We start from the raw sequence: 21,487 nt of genomic DNA on the forward strand, positions 1-21,487 counted from the left end.
ACTCTTGACTATTGACTAAATCACCAATGACATTTACTTCTACCAAAACCCTAGCCGATTTAGTTCGTGCTGACTTCCCGATTTTGCATCAGGAAGTCAATGGTAAACCCCTCGTTTACCTAGATAATGCTGCTACTTCCCAAAAACCTCTGTCAGTACTAAATACTCTGCGAGATTATTACGAAAAGTATAATGCCAACGTGCATCGAGGCGCGCATATTCTCAGCGCTCAAGCTACTGATGCTTATGAAGGTGCTAGAGATAAAGTTGCTAAATTTATCAATGCTGCTTCGCGTCAAGAAATTGTTTACACCCGCAACGCGAGTGAAGCAATTAACTTGGTAGCTTACAGCTGGGGAATGAATAATTTACAGCCAGGAGATGAGATTATTCTGTCGGTGATGGAACACCACAGTAATATAGTTCCTTGGCAATTTGTAGCACAAAAAACGGGTGCGGTACTCAAATTTGTCGAACTGACTCCAGAACAAACTTTTGATTTTGAGCAGTTCAAAACACTAATTTCTGCTAAAACTAAATTAGTGTCAGTCGTTCATGTTTCTAACACCTTGGGTTGCATAAATCCAGTGAAAGAAATAGCTGCGATCGCTCACAGATACGGTGCGAAATTCTTAATGGATGCTTGCCAAAGTGTCCCTCATATGCATATTGATGTACAGGATATTGACTGTGATTGGTTAGTCGCCTCCGGTCATAAAATGTGCGCCCCAACTGGGATAGGCTTTTTGTATGGCAAATTAGAACTGTTAGAATCTATGCCACCATTTTTTGGTGGTGGTGAGATGATTGCTGAAGTATATTTAGACCATTCCACCTATGCAGAATTACCCCATAAATTTGAAGCGGGTACACCTGCAATTGGGGAAGCGATCGCACTTGGTGCAGCAGTAGATTATCTTACTAATATAGGTATGGATAAAATCCATACTTATGAAGCCGAATTAACAGCTTATTTGTTTCAACAATTAGCGCAAATTCCCCAAATTCAAATTTACGGGCCGAAACCAGATGCTAAAGGAGAAGGTAGAGCCGCTTTAGCCTCGTTTACGGTAACAGATATTCATGCCAATGACCTATCTACATTATTAGATCAAGAAGGCGTTGCCATCCGTTCTGGACATCACTGCACTCAACCATTACACCGTTACTTAAATGTAGCGGGAACTGCAAGAGCCAGTTTATATTTCTACAATACCCGTGAGGAAATTGATATTTTTATCAAGGCTTTGAAGGAGACTATTGACTTTTTTGCCGGAATATTTGCTTAATTTTAGCTGGGCAATGCCCAGCTTTTTTAATCTGCAAATATTAAACTTTCTCTAACTGTTCAACCTCTGCACCTGCAATTAAATTCTTCAGATAGTCGCGGGTTTCAGCGAAGGTTAAATACAAAAAATTGTTGTATTGAACAAGAATTTCGTATTGATCGAGAATGACATTATTAGCATCTTCACGCCAACTCAAACCGTAAATTAATCCTAAATTACAAGCCTTGCTTCCCAACTCCCCGATTTCTAAGAGTATCTCTTTATATTCCGGCTTGAGTTTACCGGTTCTAATCATCTCATCAAGTAGGGCTTGATATTCAGTATTCGTTTCGCTCATAAATCGTATAAAATTTAGCAACAAGCAACAGTAATTATAACCGCTAAAAATAAAAATTATGGAATTTGAGCAACTTCCCATTTGCTTAAGCAGTTAAAAGCTAACCCTAAACCTGTGCGTTGCCAGAGATCTATTATTTACAGCAGTTTTCACCTATTTGAACCACATCTGTCGTAGGGGCACGGCACCAGTAAGATTATTGTATATACGAGAAGATTGTGGATGCCGTGCCACTACAGTGTTGTCTATTTACCTGAAAATTGCTGTAAAAGGTAAAATTCAGCAAAAAATACTTATAATCCGATGATCAACTTGATAAGTACAGGACTTACGCAACTGGCACAGGCGATCGCTAAAATATAGTGCTTTTGTACTATATGAGTGACGCAACAGGTAAAGGGCGATCGCTAGTTGATAGTACATAGGTATTAATTGAATCCGATTCCGAAAGCTTGATCAACGCATAAGAAGTCGCTGTATTAGAAACACTATTGAAATATTCATGAGAAAATAGGTAGAGGTTGTATTAGATAAATGTTGCTTAAGGTAATGAGATTTACTAAGCTTAATTACTGCCAATACTTATTAAGTAGTCAAATTAATTATACGATGACCAATTTGGCAGAGCATTTAGAGACTATAAGCCATGATGCAATTAACTACTATTTGAAGAGAGAAAAGTTAACACCTCGATTACTATGGGATAACGTGAAAGAGGTAGTTGAGCCTGATACCAATGGTTACATAATATTTGATGATAGCGTTTTAGATAAAAGGTATTCTGAAGAAATAGAAATAGTCAGGAGGCAATATAGTGGTAATGAGCATGGTGTCCTCAAAGGTATTGGTGTAGTTAGTTGCGTGTATGTCAACCCTAATATTCAAAGATTTTGGGTAATAGATTACCGTATTTTTAATCCTGATGTCGATGGTAAAACCAAGATAGACCATGTGAAAGACATGCTGCAAAACCTTGTATATCATAAACTTTTACCATTTGATACTGTTTTGATGGACACATGGTATGCCGTACATAGTTTAATGCTTTATATTGATAGTCTAGAAAAAATTTATTATTGCCCTTTAAAAAATAATCGGTTAGTTGATGATACATTTGCTAAAGAAAAATATAAACGTATTGAATTATTAGAATGGAGTAATGAAGAGTTAGAATGTGGTAAAATCATAAAAATTAAAGGGTTTCCGCAAGAGAAAAAAGTGAAGCTATTCCGGGTTACTGTTTCTACCAACAGAACGGATTTTATCGCCACTAACGATTTATCTCAAAGCTCCACGGATGTTGTACAAGAGGTGTGCAAAATCGGAGCGAAAATCGAGGAGTTTCACCGAGAAATTAAACAACTAACAGGCATTGAATCTTGTCAATGTCGTAAAGCTAGGCTTCAAAGAAATCATATTGCTTGTGCAATGTTGGTTTGGGTTAGATTAAAGAATTTAGCCTATAAAACTGGACAAACTGTTTATCAAATCAAGCATAATTTGCTTTCTAATTATTTAATTCAGCAACTAAAACGCCCAAGTATTCCTATGTGCTTGGTTTGATTTAAATTGTTGCGTGGCGGGGTGTAGCCCCGCCTGCTATTTGTGCCAGTTGCGTAAGTCCTGAAGTATATTATGAGTATAGTTGACTTATGAATGGCAAAACTATTGCAATGTCCATGCAGCTTGAAAAAAGTCACGCTCGCAGAACATCGCATAACGATAGGTAGATTGTACCAACGGCGTAGCGATCGCGTAATTGTCAACTAAAGTTTCTAATTGTGGTGCTAAAGGTTGAAATTCCGCACTGCTGTAAGTCTGAATCCAGTTTGCATATGCATGATTAGGAATACCATTAACAGCTAACTGTTCTCCCAAAAAAGCATACAGGCGCATACATGGAGACATCGCCGCCGCCGTTAAACCCACATCTCCACCCCAAGCAGTCGCTAATAAAAAGTCAGTGTAGCGGCGGGTAGCTGCGCCTGGTTCGACAGCCTGTAAGTTAACTCCCCATTGCGCAGCATAGCCTTCATGGAGCTTGAGTTCCTGCAAAACGCCATCAGCTAGGGCGTGAAATGTAGTGAATCCCTGCCAATCTGGTGCTTTAGCGGCGGCGACACTGTAAGCACGGGCAAAAGCTTCTAAGAAAAAAGCATCTTGTCCGACATAATAAGCAAATTTTTCTGCCTCTAGACTACCATCAGCTATGCCTTGCACAAAAGGATGCTCTAGACAAGCTAGGGCTAAATCTTGATTAGCTGTCCATAATTCAAGGGATAGGGCATGGGGCATTGGGCATTGGGCATGGGGTATTGGGCATTGGGCATTGGGCATCCCTTGGGCTTTTTTCCTCCTTTTCTCCCTTGTCTTCCTTGTCGCCCTAGAAGGGAAAGAACTGTAACAATACAGAACCAAGACTACCTAAGAAGTCAAAAAAGCTGGGTTTGCCAACATTTACTTTACCATCTGGAGGTGTTTGTAATTCTTTAATAAATGCTTGGGCTGTTTGGGTACCAGGAGCGTTTTTTTGCTCTGTAAAGACTTTAGCGGCAATTTCCGCATCTTTGAATGCGCCTTGTCTATCTAATATTTGGTAACGAGCAACACCACGGGCTAAGTAGGCTTCACCGTAATCGGTTTTGGTGGCGATCGCTTGATTAAAATAATCAATAGCCTGTTGTGTATTGCCTTTTTGGGCTTCTGCTATCCCCCAAGCATAAAATTCTTCTGGGGTGGCAATTTGTGTAGGTATGCCAATTGCACCTTGTAGATAAGTACTATTGAGATTGACGCCAGTTAATTCTGCATTGACTAGATAGGAGTTTCTGAAGTCTGCACTGGCTAAATTTGCACCAGCAAGTCTAGCGGCGTTGAGGTTCGCGCCAAATAAACTCGCACCTGCTAAGTTTGCACCGCGCAAATCAGCACCAGTTAAGTTTGCACGGCTAAGGTTCGCACCTGCGAGATTAGCGCCGCTTAAATTTGCTCCAGTTAAGTCAGCCAAAACTAAACCTGCACCTACTAAGTCACAGTTTTGACATTGTTTTGTCGATAATAATTGTCTGATATGTTCGGAATTTGCTGCTTCGACTCGCGTTGTCAAGCTAATTATTGTTAAAAATAGGGTTGTGGCTAAAACTTGGCTTTTCATACTCTTTGCCGCCATATTGATGACTGAGTTCTCAACTTTCGCTGAGATATATTTATACTTCAGCCTATGATATGAACAATATTAGCTAGTCGCCACAATTAGTATGAAATATTACTAAAGACTTGAGTATAATTAAAGGCTTGTTGAGAATTTAAGTTAATATTGCCAGTTTGTTTAGGATTGGACAAATTCAATCCTGTAAATAAACTAAGGCTGAGTGTCAAACCAAAAGCTAGTAATAATTTTTCGAGCATAAGAGTTACTCCACATAGTTGCCAAAAAAACACCGAAGATGAGGTTGATTGTAAGTATTATTTATTTTTCGGCAACGCTAAGTGATAACTGCTGCTATTTACTGTGATATATGTCTAGTCAGGTTGTGATTGCGATCGCAATTTTAGGGGCTAGGGCGTGTTTTCAAACCCCGAAAGCCTTCAGGCTGGAAGCCTGGGGCTATCGTTACAAAGCCCACGAAGGTGGGCTTCGTGTGATTAGCCCCACCCTTGAGGGTGAGGGCGTTAATGTGCAGCCTTGCGTAAAACTGGTATTAACTGATGAAGTTTAAACCACCTGTGGCGGCGATGACACCAGCGATCGCACTTGCAACTAGCGAAGTCAAAGCGGTTCCAAATAGCCACCAGGCAGCAGTTGCAACGCTTTTCTTGGTTTCTTCGACTTGCTTTTTGGCTTGGTGTTGGATGGCTTTGATGCGTTTTTGCGTTTCTTGTTGAATGCGTTCGGCGCGGTGTAATACGCTATCTCGTGCGGCTTCTACGCGATCGATAATCTTGTTCGCATCTTCCTGGGAAATATCGCTGCGCGAACTGAGTAACGCTACTAGGGTATCGCGATCGAAGTTGCTGAGGCGATCGCGTAAGGCTTCAAATCCAGCTTGGGGATCGTCAAACAATTTCGCAAAGTCTTGCTGAATGTTTTCGTAGTTCAATTCTGGACGATCTAAGGAGTTGAGATAGTCGCGAATTCGGCTAGTGGAGTTATCTAGCACTGATTGTACTCTTTGCTGAATTTGCTGATATTGCTTACTTAAGGAGTCGCGTACAGATTCGATTTGATCCACAATGCGGTTGGCTTCTTCTTCGGAGATGTCTTCCCGTTGAGATAGTAAGCTGACAATTGTGGAACGATCGAATTTGGATAAGCGATCGCTTAAATTTCCTATTCCCAATCTTGGATCTTGCAGCAGTAATTGTAAATCGCGCTTGATACCTTCAGGGTTGAGTTCTTCTTTATTGGTGTGACGCAGGTAATTTTCTAAAGTCTTACCAAAGTCTACAACTCTTTGGGTAGTACGCTTTGCTAAACGTTGCGGCGCGTTGACAATATTATTAATCGCTGTTTGGAATTGATCGATAGTACGATTAATTTGTTCTTCGCTGAGGTTTCCTTGCTGGCTGAGGAGTTGTACCAAGGTATCGCGATCGAATTGCGATAGGCGTTCTCTTAAGGCTATAGCACCTTCTTGCGGATCTGCGAGTAAGGTTTCTAAATCTTGGCGAATACCTTCGGGGTTGAGTTCTTCTAAATTGGTATTGCGGAGATATTCAGCGATTTTAGCGCTAGTTTGTTCGTATTGTTCTTTGGCTTTACCTGCTAAGGCTTGCGGTGCTTGTAAGATGTTATCTCTAACTTCTTCTAAGCGATCGATAGTTTGATTAATTTGTTCTTCGCTCAAATCTTGGCGCTGAGATAGCAATTGTACCAATGTATCGCGGTCAAATTGCGATAGGCGTTCTCTTAACGCAGAAATCCCCGCTTGTGGGTCTTCTAATAAAGTTCTAAAATCGCGTTTGATACCTTCAGGATTGAGTTCATCCTTATTGGTATTGCGCAGATAATCTTCTACTCGTTGACGCAGTTCAGCAGTTTTAGCTTGTGCTTGTTCTTGCAGTTCTCTCGCATTATTTAATACAGAGTCGCGAGTGCTTTCGAGTTGGTTAATAATATTATTAACTTGCTCATCGCTTAAGTCTTGACGTTGCTGCAGCACTTGGATAAATGTGTCGCGATTCAATTGTGAGAACCGCTCTTGTAAATCTTCTAAACCTGCTTCTGAATCTGATAACAAGTCAGAAAAATTCTGCTGAATATTTTCTGGCGTGAGTTCTTCTTTCCCTGTAGAACGCAGATAATTTTCAATTTGCGTTCTCACATCTTGCCATTGTTTTTTAGCTGTACCTTGTTGTACAGTTGCTAAAACTTCTTGGCGAATACTTTCTAGCTGTTGGACAATTTCTTTAACTCGCGCTTCGCTCAGATCGCTGCGTCTAATTAGCAAGTTTGTTAGATAGTCTGGATCGATTTCTGCTAATTCTCGGCGCGTAGTTTCTGGATCGGCTTGTGGATCGTAGATGATATCTTGAAATTCATCTTTAATTGTCAAGCGGTTAAAATGCCAAGGGAAGGAATTAGAAATATAATCCTCGACATCTGTTTTAATATTATTGCGGTTTGATTGTGGTAAATTCTCAGATATTTGTTCGCTAGTTTTATCTGTGAATTTTTGCAGTTCGGTTGTGATTTTATCCACATCGATGTCTTGAACTTTATCTTTCAGTTTTTGCAACTGATTGGTAATTTTATTCACATCGATATCAGAAAGGTTAACTCTATCTAATACTAAGGGAACCGCCGCACCTACACCATATTGTACAGCTTGCTTGAGTCCACCGTTGCTACCATTACCATTTCCGCCACCAACTGTAACTAATTCCTGAAGGCGTTCGCCTAAGTTTTCTGATTTTAATTCTTCAGGTGTGGCAGATTTGAGAATGTTAATTACTTGCTCTGTGGGATTTGTGCGCGATGCAGCTTGTTTCCAAACAGCTTCTAATTGATCGGCAATTTTGTTAATATCGCCTGAAGATAAATTGAGGCGAGAGCTAATTAAATCCACAAAGGTTTGGCGATTGATATTGCGGATTGCATCGCTATTAGCAATATCCTGGAAATTGACATCTTTGAGTATCTGCTGAAATTGATTGCCAATTTCTTTGACATTCAGGTTTGGTACTTGCAGAGAACTTAAAGAACTTTGTAGCGTATTCCGAATAGTATCAGCATCAAAACCTGAAGTTAATTCTCGGCGTACAGCTGCTGTGATTTCTTCAGCAGTGGAAACCATTTGTCTTTGGGCTAAATTTCCACCGATACCCGCAGTTGCAGCGCCAGTTAGGGTTTGCAAACCAGAAGTAAATGTATTAGCGAGAGAACCAATTAAGGAACCTACGGTAGATGAACCTAACCAAACTACCACAAAGAAAAAGGTAGACCAGATAACTATACCGATAATGGCTCCAAATAGGGCACTTTGGATTAAACTTAGTTTCACCGCTAAAAAACTAGCAGCAAATATAGAAATTGTCGAAGTAATTAATGCCCAAATGCCAATTTTAGATTCTACTTCGCGAATTTTATGCCCCAAACTTTCTGAGCGATCGCTATCATCGTCATCATCAATATCCCACGAGGAAATCCCCGCAGCTACAGAAAAGTTTGTTAATAGTAACTGGAAGGCTAATGCCATTAAAGTACCAGCCAAGAATGCCACAAAAAACTTTGGGCTAGAAAAAATAATCGGCAATCTTTCTTGACTGATAACTTCTGGTATACCGTTAGCAGGTGTTACTCCCAACGATAGCCAATCCCATCTCAACATAGTTTCAAGATTTTGAAACATAGAATTATCTCTCTTGCGTGCGATGGTTGAAAATCCATTTATTGAAAAAATGGCTTATTTATCAGTCTAGAAAGTAGTTGTTGTGATATACACTTTCCGAAGTCATAAATCTATCAATCAAAAGGTATACTTATTCTTGGATAAGTATATATTTCAATACGGTTCATTTAAGGATAATTGTAGGTTGGGTTTCGTTCCTCAATCCAACATTTCCAGGGGTTTGTTGGGTTTCACTTCGTTCAACCCAACCTACACAGCTTGACAAGGAGAGGTTAATCCAAAATCGTAAATCCAAAATCTAAAATTGAATGCCTACCCTACAATTTAGATAATTTTTGTTAATTATCTCAATAGTAGATATTCATAAACAGAGTTTGGCATCCGGAACAAACCAAAGCAATCTTATAAATTAATTTCGATAAAATATATTTATCTTCTATATTAGATTTATTATGCCTAATCTCATAATCTTTGCAAATATTTACAATTCAATTTTAATTGAAAAGCAATTCATAAAATCAGATTGATTAACTATATATTCGGACAGAATTTAGCTATTTTCTAATTATCTATATCCAATGATAGATAAATAATTTCTCCCAAATGATTGATGAAAATTGATTTAAAAAAAAGCATAAATAGGCTTAGAGAGCTTACATAATTTAGCTGTTTAAGTAATTTTCTTATTCGGGAGAAACAAATGGCTGTAGTAACTAGACGTGCTATAGGCGTATTTCATAATCGTAGTGATGTTGAACAAGCTCTGCGCGAGTTAGGTAAAGCTGGCATTGTTATGGATAGAGTATCCGTAATTGCCAGAGATAGAGACCATAACGGTGAAATTGCTGGCGCTCCAGTGACCGAAAAGGTAGGCGATAAATCTGATGAAGGTGCAAAAGTCGGCGCAGTTTCCGGTGGTGCATTGGGTGGTTTAACAGGCTTATTGGTAGGCCTTGGTAGTTTAGCCATCCCCGGAATAGGCCCAATCATGCTAGCTGGTGCAGCCGCTACCGCTTTAGCGACAACTATCGCCGGTGGTGCGATTGGTGCGGCGGCTGGTAGTTTGCTTGGTGGATTAATTGGTTTAGGAATCCCCGAAGAACGCGCCAGAGTTTACAACGAACGAGTCGAACGAGGCGGTTATTTAGTCATAGTTGATGGTACAGACGAAGACATTGCTAGAGTCGAACCGATTCTGCGGCGGTGGAATGTCGAAGAATTCAATGTATACGACCGTCCACGCAGTGAATATGATGTTCCTGGTACTCCTGTTGGTGCTGTAGGTACTGGAGTTGCTCATACTCCTGTTGCTACTCATGGAGATGTGCGCGCCAATAGAAGAGCGATTGGGGTGTTTGCACACCGTCGCGATGCAGAAGCAGCACTGACAGAACTGCGCGATGCTGGTTTCCCCATGAACCGAGTTTCGCTGATTGCAAAAAATTCAGATGGCGATCGCATTGCTGGCGTTAATACTCATACCAACACAGGTATAGATAGAAACGTTGACAGAGGTAATAAAGCCGATGAAGGTGCGAAAGCAGGTGCAGCTACAGGCGCAGCTTTAGGTGGTTTAGGCGGTTTATTGGTAGGTTTGGGTGCATTAGCTATCCCCGGAGTCGGCCCTGTAATTGCAGGTGGTGCAGCCGCTACAGCTTTGGCTACAGCAGTTACAGGTGGCGCGATTGGTGCTGCTGCTGGTGGGATTACAGGTGGTTTGGTTGGTTTAGGTATTCCCGAAAATCGCGCCAAAGTCTATAGCGATCGCTTTAATCGCGGCGACTATATTGTTATCGTTGATGGTACAGAATCGGAAATCCATCAAGCTGAAACTATCCTCAAACGTCGGGGAATTGAAGAATTCGCAGTTTATGACGCTACTGATTTAGATCGAGTAGGTCATCATGACCGACCAGTAGGTGAAGTTCATCACGGTGGCGTTCATTCTGGGGATCTTCATCCTAGTAACGTCCGCGCTCATAGAAGAGCGATTGGCGTATTTGCGCACCGTCGCGATGCAGAAGCTGCACTGACAGAACTGCGCGATGCTGGTTTCCCCATGAACCGAGTTTCGCTGATTGCAAAAAATACAGATGGCGATCGCATTGCTGGCGTTAATACTCATACCAACACAGGTATAGATAGAAACGTTGACAGAGGCAATAAAGCCGATGAAGGTGCGAAAGCAGGTGCAGCTACAGGCGCAGCTTTAGGTGGTTTAGGTGGTTTATTGGTTGGTTTGGGTGCATTAGCTATCCCTGGAGTCGGCCCTGTAATTGCCGGTGGTGCAGCCGCTACAGCTTTGGCTACAGCCGTTACAGGTGGCGCGATTGGTGCTGCTGCTGGTGGGATTACAGGTGGTTTGGTTGGCTTAGGTATTCCCGAAAATCGCGCCAAAGTCTATAGCGATCGCTTTAATCGCGGCGACTATATTGTCATCGTTGATGGTACAGAATCGGAAATCCATCAAGCTGAAACTATCCTCAAACGTCGGGGAATTGAAGAATTCGGAGTTTTTGACGCTGCTGATTTAGATCGAGTACATCATAGCGATCGCCATGTTGTAGATGCTTCTCATCCTGGTGACGTTAGTAGAGACGAGCCGGCTGTGGTGATTATCGATCGCCGTGATGAAACTCTCTAAGGCGTAAGAATTTCCCCTGTTGAGCAAGGATAAAAATGATACCAATTTTAAAAAAGAATGCTACAGATACACAATCTTAAATCCCTGTGATATCTAGCTTTCTGAATTTTGAATTTTGCGGAAAGTCTGAGCGGAGGTTTCCTCCGTACACCGAAGGGGTTGCCGCAGGCATCAGAACTTTCCAAGAGAGAATTTTGAATTGGTATCACTTGCTCCCACACACATCAGCACAAATCAAAATTCGCATATTGATCTCAAGAGTAAAGAAATGAAAAAACTCACACCTATCTTAATTAGCAGTCTTCTACTTTTCGGTGCTGTTGCTTGTAATAATACTGAGAGAACCAGTGAATCAGCACCCGCTAATCCTAACGAAGCAGTAGAAAGACCTGATGCGCAAGCAACAGAAGCTGCACAAAAAGATGCTCAAAGCGAGACTCGCCGCAGACAATTAAATGCTGATATTCGCGCTCGCGAACAGCGAAATAATGCTACCGGTGGCGATACTCAAAGAGCTACAGGCGACCTTGCTAGCGAAGTTCGCTCTAAATTAGAAGCGAATATTCCTAATGGCGCTCTCACAGTTGAAGCTGCTGAAAATGGTACAGTTACTGTTGGTGGAACTGTAAATAATCAGGATCAGTTAAATAAAATTGCACCTTTATCTAAGGAAATAAAAGGTGTAAAACAAGTAGTTGTTAAAGCAGTAGTTGCGCCACCAACTCAACAAAATCGATAATTATAAATCCCTGTTAATTTTAACTAGGATTTAGTTCTAAAATTTCATAATTATTAGAGCCTGTAATCATAAAATTATGTATAATTGATTATAGGCTTTTGCCGCGATTGCAATGATTTTGAATTACAATCAAGGCTATTTTATTGATTGATATTCAATCAATAATGACAACTTGGGTGAAGCACACAATACAAAAGTTATGACAACCGAACAACAGCAAATGGAATTCGCTAACTCTACCTCCCCAGAGGCTAGTGTAGCTATTACAGGTACAAACAATCAAAATTTGCCAAAGCTACCTCCAGCAAATCAATCTAATGAGCAATGGCAACAAATTGGGCGTCAAGTTGCTGACTTTTTAGCACAGCTTCCTGAATATGTAAGCAGATTTTTCAACCAATATAAACAGCCTTTAGTCACTGTATTTTTGATTTTGTCTGCATTTGTGACACTAAAAGTAGTGTTAGCACTTCTCAGTGCAATTAATACGATTCCTTTACTTGCGCCAACTTTTGAGTTAATTGGTATCGGTTACACAGCTTGGTTTGCTTCCCGTTATCTGATTAAAGCTGACAATCGCCAAGAATTAACTCAAGAAATTCGCCGTTTTCAAAATCAGATTGTCGGCTCGTAATTTATTGATAGCTTAATTTAATTCAATCATTTATTTAAATGTAGCCTAGCAATAAAAAGGCTACATTTTCTGGCGTCTATATTTATGACAAATGACTAATGACTTTTATATTTAATTACACCGACCAACTTAAAAGAAAATAATATATCCCTGGGGATAGAGTAAATAGTTAATTATCCTCAGTAATGCACTTCTAAAGATAGTATCTTTATCTTGATGAAAAGTTTAATCTAGTCCCAGAAGTTATGAACAAAATGTTTAACGAGGGCGTAATTTATGACTAATAAAGAAGTTAGAAAAGCAGTAGATTCTTCCGAGCGCGTTGAATCAGATGCATATGATAGAGGTATTATTCCAGCAGAAACAGCAGCGCGTAAAGAAAGAGAAGGAGACTTATATAAAACAGTCCCCACCGAAGAAAGAGAAGCCAGCGCTCCCACCGACGATCAAACCCACTCTGATAGCATCCGCACTACAGATGGTTACACAGTTGATAAAGAAGGTTTATTAAACAATTATGCTGTTGAGCCAGAAATGTATTATGAAGTACCTGGTGATGCACAAGAATCAGCAGCACAAGATACAGCTAACCGTGTGGAAGAACTAATTGAAGCAAATGAAGATAAAGAAGGTGAATTAACAGATAAGAATGATACTCGCGGTAGAGGCCCGGGACTAGTGTAACTGTTTTCCTGTCTATAAACTCTGAAATTTCTAGTGGTACTGTAATTATGATGATGAGGATTTTTTTCCTCATCTTTATTTTTGTTTTTAAATAAAACCTTTAATTGGTAAAATTTTTATGGCTTTTCGGATTTTTGTATAGGGAAAGTCCAGGTTAAACTAGGCATATGTTCTACTCTTGCTAGAAGAGAGGCTGTTAGCCGCCCTTTCAAAGCAATCACCCATAGAATCCTCATCGGTGGGTGGAACGAAGTAGAACCCAACATATGTTATTGGTAAATTATCTTATTTATGCCTCTTTCTCATTTTGATCGCTCAGATTTAATTATTAGAAAAGCAACTGTACAAGATTTACGCAAAAAAATAATAGAATCAGTTAATTATTGTATTGTTATATTAATTTCAATCTTGATTATTTCATTTTTTATTATTTCTTATTTTGCAGATGCATGGATTTTATTAATAGTATTTATACTACCTTTGATTTTAGCTTTGGTGTCAATTACTTATAATTTGGGGAGATTACAGGGTAAATTTCCAATACAACCCAGAGAGATAACTTCTTGGGTTGCAATATATCAAGGGAAAGTTATTGGTTGGGTTGATATTAATACTCAGAAAGATTATTCAATTTTGGAAAATATACGAATTAAGCCTAATTTACGAAGAAAAAGAATAGGTTATTTATTAATTCAAACACTTTCACATGAAATAATAAAGCCTTTATATGTACAATCATCTAGTCATTCAGTAGCATTTTATGAAAGTCTTGGGTTTACAGAAGTTTCCCAGAAAGATTTACCAAATAAAATAAAAGAATGCAGCGCGTTTTCATTAAGATTAAAAGATATGGTTTTGAAATAAAAACAGCCTATATCTAGATTTTATCTTGATGCAAATTATCTCAATTTCTAACTCACCTATTTATCAAATCCAGTATCTTACAGCAGCTTCTAGTGGTTTGGGTTTGATTGAAAGATATCTTCCCATTTTATTAGCAGAAGTTGATTTGCTACCTAATAATTTACATGCAATTATTATTACTAGCGATTTACAAGGAATTGACCCGAAAAATCACCAACTTCTTGCTTATCTACTCCTTGAAGAATTAGAAACCTTAAATAATGGTATCCAAGTTATTAAAGCAGATGGACGTGCAATTGTAATTCAGGTAAAAAATGAGAGCTTGCTGAATTAAATCTCAAACGGCTCAATTGAGTGATCGCACCATTGGCGTTGATACCATTCTGCAACTAAAGGACGGACAATAAATTTAGGCTGGCGATCGCCTTTGACATCAATGCGCAAACAGGAGTAAGGTCTATGTTTATGAGAACCCTGTCCGCTACGTCCGATGAAAAGTTGCGATCGCGCTACTAATTTCTCGCCATCTTCCCGAATTTCCTTTAAATCTGCACCCTCTGGACGTTGGCGGCGTAAACTAAAACCACTACCACCACAAACAATCCAGGGGATATGAGAATCAGCATGTCCTGTATCTGTTGTTTGTAGATATTCTAAACAATGGGCGTGACCGTTAATCACTAAATCTACTAAAGGACGATTTTCCGTCAGAGAACCTAATTTTTCTGCTACCGCATCAAACACCCCACGCAACCGATTACGAATTGCTAAAGTTTGCGCTTGTTGCCATTTTGTCGCCTCAGTTACATAGGGTGGATGATGAAAGAAAATTATTCTTCCCCGCACTTGGGGATTTTGCCAAGATTCAATTAATCTTTGTCTTAACCAATCTAATTGTTCAATATCAATAACTGTAGTTTTATTAAAATCTAATTGCTTTTCTATATCAACTATAATCTCTTCAATTTGTGTGAGTTTAACTTGCAAATCGTCTAATTGTTCAGCATCTTGAGGATTATTCGGATTAAGAATTGCTGAATCTGCCACAATTTGCTGCTTTTCTTGTTCTAAAGAAGTGCGGCGTTTTTCTAAAAATCTTCTATCAGCATCGCCTTCTCGCGTTTTTGGTATTGGTGGTGGTTCGTTAAATGTATTAGAATCCAAAGCAAAGAAATCAATGCCACCATAGCGAAAAGTATAATAACGATTAGGCAGGCGAGTAAAGCTTCCTGGCTGATAAGAAAGACAGCGACTATTATTGATTGTACTTGTATAATGTTGGTCTAAATGACTGGCTAAATCGCCTGGAAACTGCAAGGTGCAGAGATAGTCTAAAAACGCCCTCGCATAAGCATCACCAGTGCCCGAACCATATAAACCCACATCTAAATCTAGGCGCGATCGCAATAATCGCCTGATTGGTAAAGTACTAATAGAAACTAAGCCAAATAATAGGGGTAAATCGTAGTAATCATGATTTCCCGGTACAGGTAAAATTGGCAGTTTGAATACCATTTTGTCATAGGCAATTTTTTTCGCCTGTTCTCCATCAACGAGAAATTCTTGATAAGGCTGAATAAAATTTTGTTGATAATATTCTTTCGACCCTACCAGATAAATTACATCGCCTGTGTGCAACATAAAACGGCATTCATGATGATGAGGTAGCATTAATTCCGCCACCTGACGTTGGGGGTTATGTCCCTTATGCGTCCCCGAACCACTATCCCCGACAACTAAAAATGAAAACTCCAAATCTTCTGTGCGATCGTCTTCGATTACTAGCTGAGTTTGGTCAATACCACGTTCAAGAATGAGCGGATCTTGCCATTTTACCCGTTGCTGCATCTTGCTAATTTTTTTGGCGATCGCTGGGTCAGAAACAAGTTTCAATGTAATTTACTCCTAAATGGGCATGGGGCATGGGGCATTGGGCAAAAGTCAAATAGAATTCTTAATTTTGAATTTTGCGGAAAGTCTGAGCGGAGGTTTCCTCCGTACACCGAAGGGGTTGCCGCAGGCATCAGAACTTTCCAAGAGAGAATTTTGAATTTTGAATTATTTGTCCTCCTTGTTCCCTGAATTCTCTGCCGGATTTTTCATTTCAATTACCAAATTTGGTAGTCCATCTAACTTCTCTACTGGTACTACTTCATCTACTTGGGGCACAAAAATCTTTAATCCACATGGTACACATTTAACTTCAATTGGCGTGTTACCAATGATTTCGCCATCTAAAGCTACTTTTTGCGGGGGATTTGTGGTGATTTTAAATTGTTTGGCGCGGAGGTAGCCAATATCATCACGTTCTACGGGATTACCCGCAGAAGCGGTTTGGAATAAATGATATGTAGCTGCGATCGCGCCGGCTTTGTTTGCTGGTGCGACAATAGTTAAATCTAGCAGTCCATCATCATAAATAATCCCGGCTGGCCCTTGGGCTAAAACTGAAGTCGGGGGTGCTGCATTGGCAACAGTGACAGCCGCAGCTTGAGTTTTAATGATTCTGTCTTCGGTTTCAATTTCTACATCAAAACTCTCTAATTCTCGCAATTGCTGAATGCCGGCGAGGACGTAAGCTAAAATACCAAAGCGCTTTTTTGCTTCTCTGTCTGCACGTTCTACCGTTTCCGCTTCAAAACCGATACCTACTAGTAGTACCATCGGTAGATCGTTGCAATAGGCGACATCGACATTCTTCGTTGCACCTTGGAGAATTGTCTCACAAGCAGCTTCAATGGTATCGGGAATAGTCAAAGCTGTGGCAAAGGCGTTCGCCGTTCCCCTGGAAATGATGCCTAAGGGAATATTAGTATTAACTACAGCTGCGGCGGCGGCGGAGAGAGTTCCATCACCACCAGAAGCGATAATTTCATCTACTCCACGTTCCACTGCGGCATAAGCTAGTTTATCTGCACCAACTTCTTCGGTGGTAATGTAAATATCTAAATCAATTTCTGGCTCTAATATTGCCCGAATCTGTGCCAATTCTTGTTCTGAGTCACCTTGACCAGCTACGGGATTAAAGATGAGGCAAGCGGAACGCTTCATAAGAATCAAAGCTTAAAATACAATATCGTTAAAAATTATCAAAATTATTCATACCATACCGATAAGATTGCCTCTTCCTCCTCACGGCAGGTTCTCAGCTATTGACACACTTGATGAAGGAAGGGGGGTAGCTTGAAAATATTGTTGATTGTTGTAGGGGCGGGTTCACAGATATCCTCACCGATCAACAATGATCTAAATAAACCCGCCCCTACAGACTGTTGACTGGGAGGAGAAATTTTTCAGATTGCAATCGGATCGAGTTTGAATGCAATCGGATCGAGTTTGAATGCAATCGGATCAAGTTTGAATGCAATCGAATCGAGTTTGAATGCGATCAAATCAAGTTTGAATGCAATCAAATCAAGTTTGAATGCAATCAAATCAAGTTTGAATGCAATCAAATCGAGTTTGAACGCGATCGAATCGAGTTTGAATGCAATCAAATCGAGTTTGAATGCGATCAAATCGAGTTTGAACGCGATCGCATCGACTAACAATGCTATTTTCTGCTATTTTGGTGCATACACGTACATTCTAAAATATTATGAATCGGTTTTTACCACATTTTTTCAGTATTATTGCCCTCAGTAGTTTGTCTGTTGCGACTGTGACAATGGCAAACACAACACCGGAAAATCCCAAGCTACAGTTAGCGCAAAAGCTTAACTGTAATAACGCGCAAACTCAAGTCGAAATTAATCAATGCGCTCAGTTATCCTATCAAAATGCTGATAAAAAATTGAATCAAGTTTATAAAAAACTTCTGCCAACTTTATCTAGTTCCAGAAAACAGAAATTAATTACTGCACAGCAAGCCTGGATTAAGTTTCGCGATGCTAGTTGTGAGTTTGAACGCAGCCAATATGCAGGCGGAACTATTGCACCTACAATTTATTTAGGTTGTTTAGAACGCACTACACAACAACGTACTCAACAATTACAGGATTACCTCAATTCAGATAATTAATCTTAACTGAAGGCTGAATCCTCGATCCTTTAAGCTAATACGCATCTAAATTGCGTAACTACTAATAAGGGCTATCAACAGTCAACAGTCAACAGTCAACCGTCAACAGCCCTCACAATGGATTGTGCAACTTCAAAGCAGATTAGCTTATCCTGTTATTTGGTAAATAAATGTAAAGAAAATCGCAATTAAACTTAACTCAAATTAAGCAATTAGCATCCGGTAAGTCACTCACTGCGGTAGTCTAGATGAGAGTGAAATTATCGCCTTGTTTGACATTTTGTTTTATGACTTCAACTGTTTCCAGTCCTGCACGCACAATCCGTATTGGTTCTCGTAAAAGTCAACTGGCTCTAGTTCAAACCCACTGGGTAAAAGAGCAACTGCAAAAAAGCTATCCTGAGATTGCTTTTGAAGTCCATACCATGTCTACCCAAGGCGACAAAATCCTGGATGTAGCATTAGCCAAAATTGGTGATAAAGGATTATTTACCAAAGAATTAGAAGTTGGGATGCTCAACAAGGAGATTGATTTTGCGGTACATTCCCTCAAGGATCTGCCAACTAAATTACCAGAAGGTTTAACATTGGCAGCAATTACCGAAAGGGAAAATCCAGCAGATGCTTTGGTACTGCACGAAAAGTATAAAGGTCAGCAAATTGATACTTTACCAGCAGGTGCAGTAATTGGTACATCCTCTCTGCGGAGATTAGCCCAGTTACGCCATAAATTCCCCCATTTTACATTTAAAGATGTGCGGGGAAATTTGAATACACGCATGGCTAAATTAGATGCGGGTGAATATGATGCTTTAATTTTGGCAGTTGCCGGGTTAGAGCGGTTGGGAATGAGCGATCGCGTTCATCAAATTTTACCTAAAGAAATCTCGCTCCATGCAGTTGGTCAAGGTGCTTTGGGTATAGAATGCCGTGCAGATGATACCGAATTGATATCTCTGCTCAAAGCGATCGAACATCCCGAAACCCGCGATCGCTGTTTAGCTGAACGTGCCTTTTTACGCGATCTCGAAGGCGGCTGTCAAGTACCCATTGGTGTAAATACGGAAATTAATGGTGATACTTTAACCTTAACCGGGATAGTTGCTAGCGTCGATGGACAAAATCTAGTCAAAGACACCGTTACCGGAGAAGCCAAAAACGCCGAAAATCTGGGTACACAACTGGCGCATTTATTGCGAGAACAAGGCGCACAAGCAATCTTAGATGTGATTTTTACCGAAATCCAAAGAGGTTCTTAAGCCAATCCGCACCCGGATATGGTTAGATAAGTAATCAGTGAACAGTGAAAAAGTCATGATTGAGTAACTAAAAACTGATTCACTGTGTAGGCAGAATCGGGGAAACATATATTACCATGCGGATTCTATTTGTTGCAGCAGAGGCAGCTCCAGTTGCAAAAGTTGGCGGAATGGGTGATGTTGTCGGCGCATTACCCAAAATCTTGAGAAAAATGGGGCATGATGTACGGATATTCTTGCCCTACTATGGCTTTCTCCCAGACAAAATGGAGATTCCTAAAGAACCCATTTGGCGGGGATATGCCATGTTTCAGGACTTTGCTGTTTACGAAAGCATCCTTCCTGGTACTGATGTTCCCTTGTATTTATTTGGACATCCTGCCTTTATGCCTCGACGGATTTATTCGGGAGAGGATGAAGACTGGCGGTTCACCTTGTTTGCCAACGGTGCAGCCGAATTTTGCTGGAATTATTGGAAGCCACAGATTGTCCACTGTCACGATTGGCACACAGGGATGATTCCCGTATGGATGAACCAAGATCCAGATATCACCAGCGTGTTCACCATTCATAACTTGGCTTATCAAGGGCCTTGGCGTTGGTATTTAGATAAAATTACTTGGTGTCCTTGGTATATGCAAGGACACAACACAATGGCGGCGGCGGTGCAATATGCAGACAGGGTAAATACTGTATCTCCCACCTACGCCGAGCAAATTAAAACACCTGCTTATGGCGAAACCATAGAAGGTTTATTGTCTTTTATTAGCGGTAAGTTATCCGGGATTATTAACGGTATAGATACTGAGGTTTATAACCCAGAAAACGACAAATATATTGCCCAGACATTTACAAAGGATACTTTAGATCAACGTAAAGCCAATAAAATTGCCTTACAAGAAGAAGTTGGGTTAGAAGTTAATTCCAATGCCTTTTTAATTGGCATGGTAACCCGGTTAGTAGAGCAAAAAGGCTTAGATTTGGTGATCCAAATCCTCGATCGCTTTTTGGCATATACTGATGCTCAATTCGTGTTGCTGGGAACAGGCGATCGCTATTACGAAACTCAAATGTGGCAGTTAGCATCCCGCTATCCCGGACGCATGGCTACTTACCTGCTGTATAACGATGCTTTATCTCGCCGCATCTACGCTGGTACAGATGCTTTCTTAATGCCTAGCCGGTTTGAACCCTGCGGTATCAGTCAAATGATGGCTTTGCGTTACGGTTCCGTCCCCATTGTTCGGCGTACAGGTGGGTTAGTTGATACAGTATCCCATTTCGACCCCATGAACGATGCCGGTACTGGTTATTGTTTTGACCGTTATGAACCCCTAGATTTATTCACCTCCATGATTCGCGCCTGGGAAGGTTTCCGTTTCAAACCCCAATGGCAAGAATTACAAAAACGCGGTATGAGTCAGGATTTCAGCTGGTATCAATCAGCCAAGCAATATGTCAAGCTGTATAGATCCATTTACGGCTTACCAGAAGAAGAGGAAGCACCGCAACCAGAATTAGAGTTAAATCAGCCAGTAGCTACTAGTTGATAGCACAAAAGTCTCTTCCTCTAGTGAAGAGACTTTTAGTAACTCCCCCGACTGCTTACAGCTATTTTCATCGAAAATTTGGGTAGAAACCCCGTCCTTGTAGGACGGCTTTATATTAAAATATAGATGGTCAATGACCCACCCGAGACGATGGATTCAGACAGCCTAACGAGCGAAGTCCAGTAAAATTGGCGGCGCAGACAAATCGGTAGACCGGGATGCATAGGATAGGGCAATGGCAAACATCCCTAGAATCAAAACAACAGATAAGAATTCCTTTTGGGTATTCGACACATAAAACCGCTGGACTAGCGGGGTTAGTCTGTGGAGCGAACATAAGACCATAAAACTCCTTGAGGGTGGAGGCAGTTGCTATGAAGCAGAAACTCAAATCGTGAGGTTTGGGAATCACCGTTCCTTTAGGTCGGTGAGGATGTCAAGTAAATAGACCACGCTGTAGGGGCACGGCATCAGTAAAATTATTGTATGTACAAAAAGATTGTCGGTGCCGTGCCCCTACGATAGATGTGGTTCAAATAGGTGAAAACTGCTGTAAATATCGCCCTAGCTTGCGCCAACGCCTCGCAAATTAAAAACCATCCTTCTGTTATCTGC

At 40.5% G+C, this 21,487-nt stretch carries 21 protein-coding genes; 12 read left to right on the plus strand and 9 right to left on the minus strand.

All coding sequences use genetic code 11. The annotated features are described in order from the left end of the window. Positions 1 to 26: 26 nt before the first annotated feature. Positions 27 to 1,289, plus strand: coding sequence for a cysteine desulfurase (locus tag H6G08_RS09025; RefSeq protein WP_190540779.1), 1,263 nt, complete (start codon positions 27 to 29; stop codon positions 1,287 to 1,289). A gap of 40 nt (positions 1,290 to 1,329) precedes the next feature. Here H6G08_RS09025 and H6G08_RS09030 read toward each other — a convergent pair whose 3' ends face one another. Further along, complete coding sequence (locus H6G08_RS09030) at positions 1,330 to 1,626, minus strand: hypothetical protein (RefSeq protein WP_096644585.1); 297 nt, start codon at positions 1,624 to 1,626, stop codon at positions 1,330 to 1,332. A 279-nt stretch (positions 1,627 to 1,905) separates the two neighbouring features. After that, entirely contained in the window at positions 1,906 to 2,049 is a 144-nt protein-coding gene (locus H6G08_RS09035) for a hypothetical protein (RefSeq protein ID WP_190540658.1), read from the minus strand. Between the two features lie 126 nt (positions 2,050 to 2,175). Here H6G08_RS09035 and H6G08_RS09040 point away from each other — a divergent pair, with 126 nt between their 5' ends. After that, a complete protein-coding gene (locus tag H6G08_RS09040) occupies positions 2,176 to 3,189 on the plus strand; it encodes an IS701 family transposase (protein WP_190540781.1) in 1,014 nt (337 codons plus the stop codon). Positions 3,190 to 3,291: 102 nt separating this feature from the next. On the opposite strand, the gene H6G08_RS09045 is transcribed toward H6G08_RS09040, so the two are convergent. The 3 genes from H6G08_RS09045 to H6G08_RS09055 form a co-directional block, all read right to left on the minus strand. After that, entirely contained in the window at positions 3,292 to 3,921 is a 630-nt protein-coding gene (locus H6G08_RS09045; protein WP_190540660.1) for a TenA family protein, read from the minus strand. An 88-nt stretch (positions 3,922 to 4,009) separates the two neighbouring features. Further along, positions 4,010 to 4,780, minus strand: a complete 771-nt coding sequence (locus tag H6G08_RS09050; protein ID WP_190540662.1) for a pentapeptide repeat-containing protein — start codon at positions 4,778 to 4,780, stop codon at positions 4,010 to 4,012. 98 nt (positions 4,781 to 4,878) lie between these two features. Next, entirely contained in the window at positions 4,879 to 5,034 is a 156-nt protein-coding gene (locus tag H6G08_RS09055) for a QAALIT motif small membrane protein (protein WP_190540664.1), read from the minus strand. A 110-nt stretch (positions 5,035 to 5,144) separates the two neighbouring features. Between H6G08_RS09055 and H6G08_RS09060 the strand changes: the two genes are divergently transcribed. After that, positions 5,145 to 5,345 carry a hypothetical protein gene (locus H6G08_RS09060; protein ID WP_190540665.1) on the plus strand — a complete coding sequence of 67 codons (201 nt, stop codon included), beginning with the start codon at positions 5,145 to 5,147 and terminating at the stop codon, positions 5,343 to 5,345. Here the strand turns inward: H6G08_RS09060 and H6G08_RS09065 are convergent. Continuing rightward, positions 5,328 to 8,477 (minus strand): YrzE family protein, encoded by a 3,150-nt coding sequence (locus tag H6G08_RS09065; protein WP_190540667.1) that lies wholly within the window; start codon positions 8,475 to 8,477, stop codon positions 5,328 to 5,330. The two genes, H6G08_RS09060 and H6G08_RS09065, sit on opposite strands and share 18 nt — an antisense overlap. Before the next feature lie 700 nt (positions 8,478 to 9,177). Between H6G08_RS09065 and H6G08_RS09070 the strand changes: the two genes are divergently transcribed. The 6 genes from H6G08_RS09070 to H6G08_RS09095 all read left to right on the plus strand — a co-directional run bounded on the left by H6G08_RS09070 (position 9,178) and on the right by H6G08_RS09095 (position 14,376). Beyond that, on the plus strand, positions 9,178 to 11,121 hold the full coding sequence (locus H6G08_RS09070; RefSeq protein WP_199322445.1) for a hypothetical protein: 1,944 nt from the start codon (positions 9,178 to 9,180) through the stop codon (positions 11,119 to 11,121). A gap of 268 nt (positions 11,122 to 11,389) precedes the next feature. Next, complete coding sequence (locus tag H6G08_RS09075) at positions 11,390 to 11,860, plus strand: BON domain-containing protein (protein ID WP_190540669.1); 471 nt, start codon at positions 11,390 to 11,392, stop codon at positions 11,858 to 11,860. Positions 11,861 to 12,059: 199 nt separating this feature from the next. Then, positions 12,060 to 12,494, plus strand: a complete 435-nt coding sequence (locus tag H6G08_RS09080) for a CAAD domain-containing protein (RefSeq protein ID WP_190540671.1) — start codon at positions 12,060 to 12,062, stop codon at positions 12,492 to 12,494. A 276-nt stretch (positions 12,495 to 12,770) separates the two neighbouring features. Beyond that, a complete protein-coding gene (locus H6G08_RS09085) occupies positions 12,771 to 13,178 on the plus strand; it encodes a hypothetical protein (protein ID WP_190540673.1) in 408 nt (135 codons plus the stop codon). A 291-nt stretch (positions 13,179 to 13,469) separates the two neighbouring features. Next, positions 13,470 to 14,042, plus strand: a complete 573-nt coding sequence (locus tag H6G08_RS09090; protein ID WP_190540675.1) for a GNAT family N-acetyltransferase — start codon at positions 13,470 to 13,472, stop codon at positions 14,040 to 14,042. A 28-nt stretch (positions 14,043 to 14,070) separates the two neighbouring features. Then, complete coding sequence (locus tag H6G08_RS09095; RefSeq protein WP_190540677.1) at positions 14,071 to 14,376, plus strand: hypothetical protein; 306 nt, start codon at positions 14,071 to 14,073, stop codon at positions 14,374 to 14,376. On the opposite strand, the gene H6G08_RS09100 is transcribed toward H6G08_RS09095, so the two are convergent. The 3 genes from H6G08_RS09100 to H6G08_RS09110 all read right to left on the minus strand — a co-directional run bounded on the left by H6G08_RS09100 (position 14,373) and on the right by H6G08_RS09110 (position 17,593). Continuing rightward, positions 14,373 to 15,935 (minus strand): metallophosphoesterase family protein, encoded by a 1,563-nt coding sequence (locus H6G08_RS09100; protein ID WP_190540679.1) that lies wholly within the window; start codon positions 15,933 to 15,935, stop codon positions 14,373 to 14,375. The two genes, H6G08_RS09095 and H6G08_RS09100, sit on opposite strands and share 4 nt — an antisense overlap. A gap of 165 nt (positions 15,936 to 16,100) precedes the next feature. Continuing rightward, a complete protein-coding gene (locus H6G08_RS09105) occupies positions 16,101 to 17,093 on the minus strand; it encodes a YegS/Rv2252/BmrU family lipid kinase (protein ID WP_190540681.1) in 993 nt (330 codons plus the stop codon). Between the two features lie 242 nt (positions 17,094 to 17,335). Continuing rightward, positions 17,336 to 17,593: a hypothetical protein gene (locus H6G08_RS09110; RefSeq protein ID WP_190540683.1), complete on the minus strand. Its 258-nt coding sequence runs from the start codon at positions 17,591 to 17,593 to the stop codon at positions 17,336 to 17,338. A 47-nt stretch (positions 17,594 to 17,640) separates the two neighbouring features. Between H6G08_RS09110 and H6G08_RS09115 the strand changes: the two genes are divergently transcribed. The 3 genes from H6G08_RS09115 (at position 17,641) to glgA (ending at position 20,872) form a co-directional block, all read left to right on the plus strand. Then, positions 17,641 to 18,063: a lysozyme inhibitor LprI family protein gene (locus H6G08_RS09115; RefSeq protein WP_190540685.1), complete on the plus strand. Its 423-nt coding sequence runs from the start codon at positions 17,641 to 17,643 to the stop codon at positions 18,061 to 18,063. Positions 18,064 to 18,350: 287 nt separating this feature from the next. Continuing rightward, complete coding sequence (hemC, locus tag H6G08_RS09120) at positions 18,351 to 19,322, plus strand: hydroxymethylbilane synthase (protein ID WP_190540687.1); 972 nt, start codon at positions 18,351 to 18,353, stop codon at positions 19,320 to 19,322. Between the two features lie 116 nt (positions 19,323 to 19,438). After that, the gene (gene glgA / locus H6G08_RS09125) at positions 19,439 to 20,872 is read left to right on the plus strand and encodes a glycogen synthase GlgA (RefSeq protein ID WP_190540689.1); all 1,434 of its coding nucleotides are present in this window, start codon (positions 19,439 to 19,441) and stop codon (positions 20,870 to 20,872) included. Positions 20,873 to 21,487: the final 615 nt, after the last annotated feature.

Source organism: Calothrix anomala FACHB-343 (assembly GCF_014696435.1).
Classification (GTDB): domain Bacteria; phylum Cyanobacteriota; class Cyanobacteriia; order Cyanobacteriales; family Nostocaceae; genus Aulosira; species Aulosira anomala_A.